Here is a 12,067-nt window from a genome sequence, read left to right on the forward strand (position 1 = left end):
AAAAAGTGAACAGCCTGCCCGCAAAAGCGGTGGAGAATCGGCTAGTCCATGCCATGGCGATTAACCCGCCGTGAACCATCCGCTATTACCGTTTGCATGGGGGCTCCTCTCGGGGCCGGTATGACTTTTCAACTGATCGACATCGAAGTGCAAAGCCGGGCGGCGCATCCGCGGCTGGCCGGACGCACCACCGGACGCGTCCGCGCGGTGCTGAGTGAAACCCGTGATGGGCGCGAACAGACCCATGACTTATCGATTTCCGTGTGGGCCGACCTGCCCGCCGATGCCAGTGACGCCGATATCGACATGGCGCTGATGCTCAAGGCCGCCGATATCGTGGCCCGGCTCAAGTCACAGCTGGAAGTGGGTGTGGCGAGCTAGCGTGGCTCGATGCCCAGAACTCGCTCAAAATAGGCCCGATCACTGTGGCGGATGGGCCCAGAGCGCAGCTTGGGCAATGGGATGGGTTCGGGCCGAATGCTTTGGCGCTTGGGCACATGCGCATAATAACGGGCCGCACGCACCAGCACCCTTTCCTCTTCCAGTCGGCGCTCATCGCGCACGAACCAGACGATCGTGCTCAGCACGATTGTCCAGATTGCCAGCAACTGCCAGGCGATTTGCACATCCATCATCATGGACGGCGTTATAGCTAACGCGAGGTTAACGCCCAAGCGCCGGCTGGCGTTAGGCTTAATCCGTCGCGTTTTATCGAACCCGTCTCAGGCGGCGCGTGCCGGCAGTTTATGGCCGCGATTGAGCGCCACCAGCATGGTCCGCACCTGATCCTCGGCCTGCTTGGTCACCTGCTTGCGATTGTCATTCTCGCCCAGCGGAATGGGGGTACCGAAGGCCACAGTCACCTCCTTGACCGGGCCGCCTAATATCTCACGGATATTCTGCTTGACCGACTTGGACTTGATCCAGGCGATCAGCGAACGCTCATTGCGGCTGACTGGCAGGCCCTGGAGCCTGGTATGGGCGATGGTCAGCGGCTGGATCAGCACGTCATTGGCGCCGGCTTCGATCATGGCATGTTGCGCCGCCCCCACCAGGGCCGAGCGGAACGGCAGCACATGGGTGCCGATATCGGACTGGCCCTCGGCAAACAGCAGCACGGCATTTCCGTCAGCCATATGCGTGCCCATTTCCTGCGCCGTGCGGCCGGCATCGGAGCGGCGGGTGCGATCGACGAAAATAGTTTTTTGCAGCCGCGCCATCATGCCGACAAAGGGCCAGTCGCCCACTTCGCGCTTGGCGACGAAGGTGACATCGGCCACCGAGCCGACGGCAACAATGTCGGTCCACGAAATATGGTTGGCCACCAGCAGCGTCGCCCGCCCGGTCGCCGGCTGGCCGATCACCTCGACCCGCAGCCCGAGGAACAAGCAGCCGATACGATGAAACAGGCGCGGCAGCACATTCCAGAACGGCAGCTTGAGCGCGTTGATCAAAGCCTGCAGCGGGATAACCACGATCATCACCGGCACGAGAACGAAGACGAAGAACAGCACGCGAAAGATCATTTGGCCTTATCCTTGCCCTCCACCGGCACGGCATAGAGTTCGAGTCGATGATCGACCAGCCGATAACCCAGGCGTTTGGCGATGACGTCCTGGATGGCCTCGATTTCCTCGTTGCGGAACTCGATGACCGTGCCGGAGCGGATATCGATCAGATGGTCGTGGTGCTCGTCGGGGATCAGTTCGAACCGAGCGCGGCCATCCTTGAAGTCGTGCTTGGTGACGAGGCCCGCTTCTTCGAACAGGTTGACGGTGCGATAGACGGTGGAGAGTGAAATGCGATCGTCGATCGCCGAGGCACGACGATAGAGCTCTTCGACATCGGGATGATCGCTGGAATCCTCGATCACCCGGGCGATGACCCGGCGCTGGTCGGTCATGCGCATGCCCTTGGCAACGCAGGCTTCTTCCAGCGTAGGGTCGGTCTGGGTCTTGCTCATGCCAAATGCTCCGCTGGTCGGCCCGTTTCGGGGTTATCCAAGATCGCGCGCCATGACAAGCGCGGTTGCCGCGCTGCCATCGGGCCGCGGATAATAGCCTCTGCGGCTCGAAATAGTGGCAAAACCTTCCTTGCCATAAAGCCGCACGGCCGGGGCGTTCTGCTCGTCGACCTCGAGGAACATGCGCCGCGCCGGGCTCATGCGCAAATCCTCAAAGGCGGCGCGCAACAACGCCTGCCCCACCTTCTTGCCGCGCCATTTCGGGTCCACCGCAATGGTCAGCAATTCGGCCTCATCGGCGGCGATGCGGACCAGCGCAAAGCCGGCAATACGGCGTTTGGCGTCGCAGGCGACATAGACCGGGGTCGTCCCTTCGGACAAAAAGGACAAAAACTCTTCGCGCGGCCAGCCGCGATAAAAGCCCGCCTTGTGAATACGCGCCAGCTCGTCGGCGTCGCGCGTCTGGCCGGGCTCGATATGCAAGCCCTGCGGCGCCATCCAGAGCTTCATCATGACTTCAGCCTTTCGATCCGCGCGGCCGTTTGTGGTTTGGCATCCGCATCGCGCACATAGGCAGCCTCGGGCACATGGGCAAGCGGATCGGCAATGGCGCCATAGCGGGCGACGGCGGCGATATCGACAAAGGGCGTGGTGAGGAGCATCGAACTTTTTGGCACGGATTTTTGTGCCACGGCCATGGGCAGCAATTGCGGTCCATTCTCCGGCACGCCGGGGGCCGAAAAAATCTGGAAATAGGCTTCGTCACGCCGTGCATCGAGCAGCACGGTGACCGCGCCCGTTCCAGCCAATGAAAGGGCCAAAAGACTGGGTACGCCGATCACCGGAATATCGCGCGCCAGCCCAATGCCGCGGGCCGCCGACAGGCCAATGCGCAGCCCGGTGAACGAGCCGGGGCCGGTCGTCGTCACGACGCGTTGCAGATCGGGATAGCCAATGCCATTGCGCGCCAGCAGCGTCGCGATCCGCTCGAAGATCAATTCGGCGTGGCCGGTGGCGATTTCGTCCACGGAAATATCGGCTGTGCCATCGGCCAGCAGCAGCGCCAATTGCAGGCGCGGCGCGGCTGTGTCGATGGCAAGGGTGATGGGCAGAGCACTCATGCCACCGCTCTAGCGCCACGGCAGGGGATTGTCGACTGAGAGGACAACATTGACTGTCCAGGCCGACATCGCCAGCTTGCCCCCATGCGCCCTGATTCGATGACAGCGTTCCGATGACCTGGCTGGCCGAGACCGCAATGCTCAGCCATGGCTGGCGGCGTTTCCTGCTGCTGGTGGTAGCGGGCGCTCTGGCCGGCCTCTCCATCCCACCGCTGTTTGTCGTTCCCGCGCTGTTTGTTGCCTTCCCCATCTGGGTCTGGTGCCTCGATGGCGCCGAGCGCAAGAGCGGGCTGCGGCTTCTGTTCGGCCCGGCCTTCAGCATCGGCTTTGCCTTCGGCTGGGGCTATTTCACCGTGGCTTTCCACTGGCTGGGCGCGGCCTTTTTCGTCGATGGCGGAATAATGATTGCGCTGATGCCCTTCGCCATTCTGGCGCTGGCGGCGCTGATCGCGTTTTTCTGGGGTGTCGGCAGCGCGCTGGCGCATCTGTTGTGGAGCCATGGCCCCTGGCGGATCGTGACGCTGGCCACCTTCGTCACCATTGCCGAATGGGCGCGCGGCCATGTGCTGACCGGCTTTCCCTTCGATCTGCTCGGTTATGCGCTGACGCCCAATGACGAGATGATGCAGATCACCTCGGTGATCGGCATTTATGGACTGACCTTTGTCGCGGCTTTGCTGGCCATGACGCCGGCGCTGATCTGGCCGGCCGATAATCGTCCGCTCAGCCGGCGGCTCTTGCCGTTCTTTCTCGCCCTGGGCGTCATCGCAGCGCAACTGGGCTATGGCTACAATCGGCTGGCCGGCACCACCGCGACACCGCGCCAGGATGTGTCGATGCGGCTGGTGCAGCCCATGGTCTACGAGCATGCCGATTGGGGCAATGCCGATCCGGTAGCGCTGATCGATCGGCTGATCATGCTGTCGGACATGCGGATGAGCCCGCAAGACCAGGGCCTGGCCGATATCACCCATCTGGTCTGGCCCGAATCGAGCCTGCCCTTCTTCCTTTCGACCTATCCAGACGCCTTGGCGCGCATTGCCCGCATGCTGCCCGATGGGGCCATGCTGCTGGCCGGGGCGCCGCGCCAGCAATATGAGCCGGGCGACGCCAAAAGCGCCGGGCAGCCGTTCAATTCCCTGCTCGCCATCGACAGCAATGGCGAAGTGGTGGCGTCCTATGACAAATCCCATCTGGTGCCATTCGGCGAGTTCCTGCCGTTCCAGGAATTCTTCGGCCGGCTGGGCATCAAGCAATTCGTGCCGGGCGCCGAAGGCTGGGGGCATGGGGATGCAAGGCGGCGGCTGATGAGCCTGCCCAATACCCCAAAATTCCTGGCGCTGATCTGCTACGAAATCCTGTTTTCCGGCGATCTGGGTGATACCGCAGGCGCGCAATATATCCTCAACATCACCAATGACGCCTGGTTCGACGGCTCCATCGGTCCGGCCCAGCATGCCCACCACGCCCGGGTCCGGGCCGTCGAAGAAGGCATGAGCCTGATCCGCGCCGCCAATTCGGGCCTCACCTTTGCCACCGACCCGCTGGGTCGCATCACCGCCGAGCTGGCGCCCATGCAGATGGCGGCGCTCGATGTGCGCCCCGACCAGCGGCTGGCCGGCACGGTTTTCTCGCAGGTGCGCTATTGGCTGCTGCTGATCGTGCTGGGGGCGGGACTGCTGGTATCGCTGGCAGTGTCGCGCCGGGGCCGCAAGCGGCGGACCAGCTAGGCGAGACGCGCCAAACCATTCCGCTTGCAATGGCCCAGACATATCAAGCTTTCTTTATATCCGCTTGACCGCGCGTCGCCCAAGTGTCAAAAACCAGCCCGAATAGCTCATTTTTGGCAGTTTTCGACAGATTCGAGGATAGTGTGGCGCGGTCGTCTTATCTCTTCACTTCGGAATCGGTATCCGAAGGTCATCCCGACAAGGTTTGCGATCGCATCTCCGACGAAATCGTCGATCTGGTGTTCCGCGAGGCCAAGAAGGCCGGCATGGACCCCTCCCAGGTCCGTATCGCCTGCGAAACGCTGGCCACCACCAATCGCGTCATCATTGCCGGTGAAGTGCGCGTGCCCGAAACCCTGCTCAAGAAGGGCAAGGATGGCGCCATCCTCAAGGACGCTGCCGGCCATCCGCTGGTGAACCCGTCCAAGTTCAAGTCGACTGCCCGCAAGGCGATCCGCGCCATCGGTTACGAACAATCCGGCTTCCACTGGAAGACTGCCAAGATCGACGTGCTGCTGCATGGCCAATCGGCCGATATCGCGCAGGGCGTCGACGAATCGGGCAACAAGGATGTGGGCGCAGGCGATCAGGGCATCATGTTCGGCTATGCCAGCCGCGAGACGCCCGAACTGCTCCCCGCCCCGATCTATTACGCCCACAAGATTCTCGAGACCCTGACCACGGCACGCAAGGCCAATCACGGCCCGGCCGGTAAGCTTGGGCCCGATGCCAAGAGCCAGGTGACCGTGCGTTACGTCGATGGCAAGCCGGTGGGCGTCACCCAGATCGTGCTCTCGACCCAGCATCTGGACGAGAGCCTGACTTCGGCCGATGTACGCGTCATCGTCGAGCCCTATATTCGCGAGGCCCTGCCCGATGGCTGGATCGATGACGCCACGGTGTGGCACGTCAACCCGACTGGCAAGTTCGTCGTCGGCGGTCCCGATGGCGATGCGGGCCTCACCGGCCGCAAGATCATTGTCGACACCTATGGTGGCGCGGCCCCGCATGGCGGCGGCGCGTTTTCGGGCAAGGACCCGACCAAGGTGGACCGCTCGGCGGCCTATGCGGCGCGCTACCTGGCCAAGAATGTGGTGGCCGCCGGCCTGGCCGATCGCGCCACCATCCAGCTCAGCTATGCCATCGGCGTGGCGCAGCCGCTTTCGATCTATGTCGATCTGCACGGCACCGGCAAGGTGGATGAGGCAGTGGTGGAACTGGCGCTGGCCAAGGTCATGGACCTGACCCCGCGCGGCATCCGCACCCATCTTGATCTCAACAAGCCCATCTATGCCAAGACCTCGGCCTATGGCCATTTCGGCCGCAAGGCGGGCCGCGACGGCAGCTTCTCCTGGGAAAAGACCGATCTGGTCGCGGCCCTCAAGGCCGCAGTGAAATAATCTGCAGCCGCTATTGGCTTGTGCTAACGACAGGGCTATTCCCCGCGAAAGCGGGGGAGCCCTGTTTTCTTTGACGGTAGCCGCAATGACCGACCATCAGCTTCCCAAAACCCGCTCGGGTGAACCCCGTGCCTTTTTTGGCCGCCGCTCCGGCAAGAAGCTGCATGGCGGCCAGCAGGCCGTGTTCGACGCCACCCTGCCCGATCTTGAAATCAAGCTTGACGGCAAGCTCGATCCAAAGAGCCTTTTCCCCGCGGCAGAAAAGCTCATCATCGAAATCGGCTATGGCGGGGGCGAGCATCTGGCGCTCGAGGCCAGCCGGCACCCCAAGACGGGTTATATCGGTTGCGAGGTATTTACCGGGGGCATTGGCAAGATGGTGCAGACCATTGCTGCCGAGAACCTAGGCAATATCCGCCTCTTCACCGATGATGCGCTCAAGCTGCTGTTCGAATTGCCGGATGCCTCGATCGACGAGATTTATCTGCTCTATCCCGATCCCTGGCCCAAAACGCGCCACCACAAGCGCCGTTTCGTCTCCCCGACGACGCTGAAGGAATTGGCGCGGGTGATCCGCCCGGGCGGGCTGTTTCACTTTGCCAGTGATATCGAGGACTACGCCAATTGGACGCTGGCCCATATCGTGCGCTCGCCCGATTTCGCCTTTCTGCCCGAACGGCCGGGCGGCTGGCACGAGCCTTATGAGGGCTGGCAGGCGACGCGTTATGAGCAAAAGGCTCGGCGCGAGGGGCGCATGGTCAGCTTTTATTTCAGCTTTCCGCGCCGTTGACACCAATTGATCGTTCGCTGCAAGCGAACAGGCTGAATAGCTGCCATGTCAAAGTTTAATCGAACACTGACCTAGAACCGGCCGGATTCAGCCCCATATGCGAAGTTCCGCCAGCGTCAGCGAGGTTTCGTCATGTCAGCATTATCTGCCAGCCATGGGGTCGATCACGATCGGCTTGTGGTCAAGCCGGGCAAATGGACCCTGGTCGTGGTCATGCAATTGCGCAGCGAAACGCGGCGCTTCAGCGAATTGCGGCGTGGCATTGGCGAGATATCGCAGAAGACGCTGACCGTCACCCTGCGCGAACTGGAGCGCGACGGTTTCGTCTCGCGTACCATCTTTCCCACCATTCCGCCGCGGGTCGATTATGAATTGACCAATCTGGGCCGCGAATTTCTGGAGCTGGCCGACGGTTGGCGCCAGTTTGCCGCCCGCAACCGCGTGGCGGTGGAGGCGGCCCGGCATCGTTTCGACTCGGCCGCCGGTGATCCAGCCATAAGGCTGATCTCCAGCAGCTGAGAGTTATCCGGGCGTCGCCGGCAATCCGGCGGCGCCTGGAGCAGAACCGGCACGGTTACAGGTTAACCGGTGCCAGGGTGTCGCGGTCGAAATACTTCATGGTCTGCTTGCCGGATTCGTCGGAGACGAAGGCACGCACATAACCATTCCAGTCTTCAGCAGAGACGGCATTGATGCCCTTTTCGCGCAGCTTGGCAACGTCAACCTGAGCGTCCCAGGTACTGTAGCCGCCATTGTCATGCGAGGAGAACGAGGAGGTCAGCGAATCGCTGGCATAAGTGGGAAGAGCCACGCCAACGAGACCAGCAGCGGCAACCAGGGCAAGCATTGTGTTCTTGATCATTTTAGTGTTCCTTTCGTTTGAACACCCTGGAAATGGGACCATTGTCGAACAACGACAAGCCCTCAAATTTATGCGCTTGCCCCTTGAAATTCGAAAACTCGTTCAGAGGGTTTTACTAAGGAAATCAAGCGCTTCCGGTGTAACTAGGTTTCTTCCACGCCACCATGTTTCCCCCGCGACACGATCAGCAATGGCGGGGCTTTGCGGTGGTTCGGGCCAGCTTGAGCCAAGCCATTCTGCTCTCAAACGGGCCCGCAAAATCCAAAATTCTGGGGCCGAAATCGCTCTCGAAACGCGCGAAAACACCGCCAATGAAAAATCGAAAAAATTTCACTTTTTGTCTGGCGAGGGCTCTTGCGGGAGCATTTGCGGGGTTGGGCGGACCCGGCGAACGCCTCTTATGGTCGTTGCATGACACAATGACGACGCCGCCGCGGAGCGACCAGGAAGCTGCCGGCCTTTGATCGACCTTATATATGGCGTGTTGAAACGGGAGCGCTCCTCCCCCACCCTTGCGGTATGGCGCCAACGGCGCTATATAGGCGAACAACATCTCTGGCAGTTTGCAGAGTGGGAGCCGCCCGGCCCCGCTCTTTTTTATTATCCGAAGGGACCCATGGGTTTCGATCTTACAGAGAAACGCTACATCAAGGAAACGGGCCTGGAAGCCCGGATCGCCCGCATCGTCGAACCCGTGGCCAATGGCCTGGGCTTTTCGCTGGTGCGCATCAAGGTGACCCAGGAAAATGGCTGCACGCTGCAGATCATGGCGGAGGACGAGCATGCTCGCTTCACCATCATGGATTGCGAGGCGCTCTCCAAGGACCTCTCGCCCGTGCTCGACGTGGAAGACCCGATCGAGCGCGAATATCATCTGGAAGTCAGCTCGCCCGGTATCGACCGGCCGCTGGTGCGCCGGCGTGATTTCGAAGCCCATATCGGGCACGAAGCCAAGATCGAGCTTTCCGACATGATCAATGGCCGCAAGCGTTATCGTGGCTTCATCAAGGCGACCGATGCCGAGGCGGTGACCATCACCCTGCCCGACGCGCCGGCCGGGACCGATCCCGACCATCGCCTGCTCTTTACCACCCTGGCCGACGCCAAATTGGTGATGACCGACGCCCTCATGGAAAAGGCGCGGCTCGACCAGGAACTCCACCCGATCGACGACGATGAGACCGAAACGGTCGAAATCGCCGCCAATGACGACGAAGATATCTCCAAGGAGACACATTAAATGGCAGTCAGCGCGAACCGCCTCGAGCTTTTGCAGATCGCAGATGCCGTTGCCCGTGAAAAGTCGATCGACCGCATGGTCGTGATCGAGGCGATGCAGGACGCCATGGAAAAGGCTGCCAAGGGTCGCTATGGCGCCGAAACCGAGATCAAGGTCGAGATCAATCCGCGCTCGGGCGAAACCCGCATGTGGCGTCTGCTCGAAATCGTCGACCAGGTCGAGGAAACCAGCCGTCAGGTTGATCTCAAGACCGCCCAGCTCAAGTCGCCGGAAGCCAAGGTCGGCGATTTCCTGACCGAGCCGCTGCCGCCGATGGAATTCGGCCGCATCGCCGCCCAGTCGGCCAAGCAGGTTATCGTGCAGAAGGTGCGCGATGCCGAGCGCGACCGCATGTATGAAGAATATTTCGGCCGCATTGGCGAGATCGTCAACGGGAGCGTCAAGCGCGTCGAATATGGCAATGTCATCGTCGATCTGGGTCGTGGCGAAGCCATTATCCGCCGCGACGAGCTGATCCCGCGCGAAATGTTCCGCTATGGCGATCGCGTGCGTGCCTATGTCTATGACGTGCGCCGCGAACAGCGCGGTCCGCAGATTTTCCTGAGCCGCACCCATCCGCAGTTCATGGCCAAGCTGTTCATGCAGGAAGTGCCCGAAATCTATGATGGCGTGATCACCATCCGCTCGATCGCCCGCGATCCGGGTTCGCGCGCCAAGATTGCCGTGACTTCGTCGGATAGCTCGATCGATCCCGTCGGCGCTTGCGTCGGTATGCGTGGTAGCCGCGTGCAGGCCGTGGTGGCCGAATTGCAGGGCGAAAAGATCGACATCATTCCCTGGACCGACACCATTGCCGATCTCGTGGTTTCTGCATTGCAGCCGGCCGATGTGGCCAAGGTGGTGCTGGACGAGCAGGCCGAGCGCATCGAAGTCGTGGTTCCCGATGAACAGCTCTCGCTGGCCATTGGCCGTCGTGGCCAGAATGTGCGCCTCGCTTCGCAGCTGATCGGCTGGGATATCGACATCCTGACCGAGCAGGAAGAGAGCGAACGCCGCCAGAAGGAATTCACCGAACGCTCGACTTTGTTCATGAATGCCCTTGATGTTGACGAGATGGTTGCCCAACTATTGGCTTCGGAAGGCTTCTCCTCGGTCGAGGAACTGGCCTATATCGAACCCAATGAAATCGCCTCGATCGAAGGCTTCGACGAAGAAACGGCTGGCGAAATCCAGAACCGCGCCGTCGAATATCTGGCCGAGATCGACCGCGCGTTTGACGAAGAGCGCAAGGCGCTGGGTGTCGAGGACGAGCTCTACGAGATTGCCGGGCTCAATGCGTCCATGCTGGTTGCCCTGGGCAAGGACGGCGTCAAGACGGTGGAAGATTTCGCCGGTTGCGCCGCCGACGATCTGGTGGGCTGGTCCGAACGCAAGGACGGCGAGACCAAGCGCTTCGAAGGCACGTTCAAGGATTTCCCCGTGTCACGCGAGGAAGCCGAAGACATGATCCTGCAGGCCCGTATCAAGGCTGGCTGGATCAATGCCGAAGACCTGCCGGCCGCCGACGAAGGTGAATTCACCGACGAGGCCACGGCCTGATCGGTTCCGAGCGGGAGGGCAAGATGGCCCAGCGCGAAGAAACGAGCCGCATGTGTGCCCTCACCAGGGCCGAAAAGCCGGTAGCGGAATTGATCCGCTTCGTGCTCGGCCCCGATGGGGTACTGGTGCCCGATACCGAGGCGAAAGCCGAAGGTCGGGGCGTATGGATCAGCCTCAGCCGCGATGCGGTGGCCGAGGCGGTCAAGAAGAAGGTCTTCGCGCGCAGCCTCAAGACCGAGGTTGTCCTGCCCGAGGACCTGGCCGGGCTGACGGAATTGCGGCTGGTGCAGCGCTATCTTGGCGCGCTCAGCATGGCCAGAAAGGCCGGGCAGTTCATCAGCGGCGCGATGAAGGTGCGCGGCTTGCTCGATACGGGCAAGCTGATCGCGCTGATCACCGCGAGCGATGCCTCCGCCGATGGGCGCAGCAAGATGGTGGGCCCATTGAAGGCCCTGCATCACGCGGCCCGCGAGGAGGGGATTTCGGGCTTTGAGGTGCCCCATTTCGAATTGCTCAGTTCTGAGCAATTGGGTTTGGCACTTGGACTCGAAAATGTGATACATGCTGCCCTAACGAGAGGGGCGGCAGCCCAAGCGGCGGTAGAAAAGGCCCGAAGACTGGCCCTTTATACCGCCAAACCGACGGATGAAGGCACCGGCCGCCATGCGGTTGACGGTGACCTTTTGCCGAACGGACAAGTTTGAGAGACGCGAGAAGTATGGCTGATAACGACGACAAGCGCACGGACGACACTGGCGCCAAGAAGACGCTGACACTCAAGGGCGGCCCGGGCCTGGGCAATCGCCCCGGCATGTCGCGTGCACCGTCGCGCAGCACAGTGGTCGTCGAAAAGCGCACCCGCCGCGTACCGACACCCGGTGCTCCATCCGGCGCGCCGCAGCGCCCGCAATCGTCTGTCCCCTCCCAGGGTCAGCGCCCCCAGCAGAGCCGTCCGGCCGCCCAGCAGCGTGCGCCACTTGGCCTGAGCGCGGCTGAAGCCGAAGCCCGGCGCCAGGCACTGGCTCTTGCCGGCGCCCGTCAGGCTGAGGATCGCGAGCGCTTTGCGGCTGAAGAGGCCCGCCGCATCGAGGACGATGCGCGCCGCCGCCAGATTCGCGAAGAAGCCGCCCGCCAGGAAGAAGAGCGCCGTCAGGCTGCCGAGCCCGAGGCCAGCCCGGTCGAAGCGCCGGCACCCGTGGCCGAAGCGCAGCCCGAACAGGCCGCCGCTCCGCAGGCGCCAGCAGAGCCCGCCGAGCCGGTGACCCCGGCCAGCCAGCGCAATGCCGGCCCGTCCAGCGTGCGCGTCGTCGCCGGCCGTCCTGGCCAGCCACCGCGCCCGCCGCGGGTCGAGCGCCCCAGCAA

General features: G+C 62.1%; 14 protein-coding genes and 1 pseudogene. 9 read left to right on the forward strand and 6 right to left on the reverse strand.

Going from position 1 to position 12,067, the window contains the following annotated elements:
• Nucleotides 1–120 precede the first annotated feature (120 nt).
• The gene (locus ACI3KW_RS15210) at nt 121–381 is read left to right on the forward strand and encodes a hypothetical protein (RefSeq protein WP_404848761.1); all 261 of its coding nucleotides are present in this window, start codon (nt 121–123) and stop codon (nt 379–381) included.
• Here ACI3KW_RS15210 and ACI3KW_RS15215 read toward each other — a convergent pair.
• The 5 genes from ACI3KW_RS15215 to tsaB all read right to left on the reverse strand — a co-directional run bounded on the left by ACI3KW_RS15215 (nt 378) and on the right by tsaB (nt 3,084).
• Nucleotides 378–638, reverse strand: a complete 261-nt coding sequence (locus tag ACI3KW_RS15215) for a hypothetical protein (RefSeq protein WP_404848762.1) — start codon at nt 636–638, stop codon at nt 378–380. The genes ACI3KW_RS15210 and ACI3KW_RS15215 overlap by 4 nt on opposite strands.
• A gap of 84 nt (nt 639–722) precedes the next feature.
• Complete coding sequence (locus tag ACI3KW_RS15220) at nt 723–1,526, reverse strand: lysophospholipid acyltransferase family protein (protein WP_404848763.1); 804 nt, start codon at nt 1,524–1,526, stop codon at nt 723–725.
• Entirely contained in the window at nt 1,523–1,963 is a 441-nt protein-coding gene (locus ACI3KW_RS15225; protein WP_113123535.1) for a Fur family transcriptional regulator, read from the reverse strand. The genes ACI3KW_RS15220 and ACI3KW_RS15225 overlap by 4 nt, the downstream gene beginning before the upstream one ends.
• Nucleotides 1,964–1,996: 33 nt before the next feature.
• Nucleotides 1,997–2,476, reverse strand: coding sequence for a ribosomal protein S18-alanine N-acetyltransferase (rimI, locus tag ACI3KW_RS15230; RefSeq protein ID WP_404848764.1), 480 nt, complete (start codon nt 2,474–2,476; stop codon nt 1,997–1,999).
• Nucleotides 2,473–3,084, reverse strand: coding sequence for a tRNA (adenosine(37)-N6)-threonylcarbamoyltransferase complex dimerization subunit type 1 TsaB (tsaB, locus tag ACI3KW_RS15235; RefSeq protein WP_404848765.1), 612 nt, complete (start codon nt 3,082–3,084; stop codon nt 2,473–2,475). The genes rimI and tsaB overlap by 4 nt, the downstream gene beginning before the upstream one ends.
• 113 nt (nt 3,085–3,197) lie before the next feature.
• On the opposite strand from tsaB, the gene lnt reads away from it, so the two are divergent.
• From lnt to ACI3KW_RS15255, 4 genes are all read left to right on the forward strand, one after another.
• Nucleotides 3,198–4,814, forward strand: coding sequence for an apolipoprotein N-acyltransferase (gene lnt / locus ACI3KW_RS15240; RefSeq protein WP_404848766.1), 1,617 nt, complete (start codon nt 3,198–3,200; stop codon nt 4,812–4,814).
• A gap of 143 nt (nt 4,815–4,957) precedes the next feature.
• The gene (gene metK, locus ACI3KW_RS15245; protein ID WP_404848767.1) at nt 4,958–6,214 is read left to right on the forward strand and encodes a methionine adenosyltransferase; all 1,257 of its coding nucleotides are present in this window, start codon (nt 4,958–4,960) and stop codon (nt 6,212–6,214) included.
• An 85-nt stretch (nt 6,215–6,299) separates the two neighbouring features.
• Nucleotides 6,300–7,004, forward strand: a complete 705-nt coding sequence (gene trmB / locus ACI3KW_RS15250; protein ID WP_404848768.1) for a tRNA (guanosine(46)-N7)-methyltransferase TrmB — start codon at nt 6,300–6,302, stop codon at nt 7,002–7,004.
• A 132-nt stretch (nt 7,005–7,136) separates the two neighbouring features.
• The gene (locus ACI3KW_RS15255; protein ID WP_262170724.1) at nt 7,137–7,523 is read left to right on the forward strand and encodes a helix-turn-helix domain-containing protein; all 387 of its coding nucleotides are present in this window, start codon (nt 7,137–7,139) and stop codon (nt 7,521–7,523) included.
• A gap of 55 nt (nt 7,524–7,578) precedes the next feature.
• Here ACI3KW_RS15255 and ACI3KW_RS15260 read toward each other — a convergent pair whose 3' ends face one another.
• Nucleotides 7,579–7,866, reverse strand: coding sequence for a hypothetical protein (locus ACI3KW_RS15260; RefSeq protein WP_113123542.1), 288 nt, complete (start codon nt 7,864–7,866; stop codon nt 7,579–7,581).
• 616 nt (nt 7,867–8,482) lie between these two features.
• Here ACI3KW_RS15260 and rimP point away from each other — a divergent pair.
• From rimP to ACI3KW_RS15280, 4 genes and pseudogenes are all read left to right on the forward strand, one after another.
• On the forward strand, nt 8,483–9,106 hold the full coding sequence (gene rimP / locus ACI3KW_RS15265) for a ribosome maturation factor RimP (RefSeq protein ID WP_113123543.1): 624 nt from the start codon (nt 8,483–8,485) through the stop codon (nt 9,104–9,106).
• Nucleotides 9,107–10,705: a transcription termination factor NusA gene (nusA, locus tag ACI3KW_RS15270; protein ID WP_113123544.1), complete on the forward strand. Its 1,599-nt coding sequence runs from the start codon at nt 9,107–9,109 to the stop codon at nt 10,703–10,705.
• Between the two features lie 23 nt (nt 10,706–10,728).
• Nucleotides 10,729–11,409 (forward strand): RNA-binding protein, encoded by a 681-nt coding sequence (locus ACI3KW_RS15275; RefSeq protein ID WP_113123545.1) that lies wholly within the window; start codon nt 10,729–10,731, stop codon nt 11,407–11,409.
• A gap of 14 nt (nt 11,410–11,423) precedes the next feature.
• Nucleotides 11,424–12,067, forward strand: a pseudogene (locus ACI3KW_RS15280) (hypothetical protein); the annotation flags it as partial.

The sequence above is a fragment of the Devosia sp. ZW T5_3 genome (genome assembly GCF_044987315.1).
In the GTDB taxonomy this organism is placed as follows: domain Bacteria; phylum Pseudomonadota; class Alphaproteobacteria; order Rhizobiales; family Devosiaceae; genus Devosia.

Bases quoted from the DNA above. Each gene is read 5' to 3' on its own strand.
- tsaB (WP_404848765.1), bottom strand. From the start codon at position 3,084: ATGAGTGCTCTGCCCATCACCCTTGCCATCGACACAGCCGCGCCGCGC.
- ACI3KW_RS15220 (WP_404848763.1), bottom strand. From the start codon at position 1,526: ATGATCTTTCGCGTGCTGTTCTTCGTCTTCGTTCTCGTGCCGGTGATG.
- ACI3KW_RS15275 (WP_113123545.1), top strand. From the start codon at position 10,729: ATGGCCCAGCGCGAAGAAACGAGCCGCATGTGTGCCCTCACCAGGGCC.
- trmB (WP_404848768.1), top strand. From the start codon at position 6,300: ATGACCGACCATCAGCTTCCCAAAACCCGCTCGGGTGAACCCCGTGCC.
- ACI3KW_RS15225 (WP_113123535.1), bottom strand. From the start codon at position 1,963: ATGAGCAAGACCCAGACCGACCCTACGCTGGAAGAAGCCTGCGTTGCC.
- ACI3KW_RS15210 (WP_404848761.1), top strand. From the start codon at position 121: ATGACTTTTCAACTGATCGACATCGAAGTGCAAAGCCGGGCGGCGCAT.
- nusA (WP_113123544.1), top strand. From the start codon at position 9,107: ATGGCAGTCAGCGCGAACCGCCTCGAGCTTTTGCAGATCGCAGATGCC.
- ACI3KW_RS15260 (WP_113123542.1), bottom strand. From the start codon at position 7,866: ATGATCAAGAACACAATGCTTGCCCTGGTTGCCGCTGCTGGTCTCGTT.
- rimP (WP_113123543.1), top strand. From the start codon at position 8,483: ATGGGTTTCGATCTTACAGAGAAACGCTACATCAAGGAAACGGGCCTG.
- lnt (WP_404848766.1), top strand. From the start codon at position 3,198: ATGACCTGGCTGGCCGAGACCGCAATGCTCAGCCATGGCTGGCGGCGT.
- ACI3KW_RS15255 (WP_262170724.1), top strand. From the start codon at position 7,137: ATGTCAGCATTATCTGCCAGCCATGGGGTCGATCACGATCGGCTTGTG.
- ACI3KW_RS15215 (WP_404848762.1), bottom strand. From the start codon at position 638: ATGATGATGGATGTGCAAATCGCCTGGCAGTTGCTGGCAATCTGGACA.
- rimI (WP_404848764.1), bottom strand. From the start codon at position 2,476: ATGATGAAGCTCTGGATGGCGCCGCAGGGCTTGCATATCGAGCCCGGC.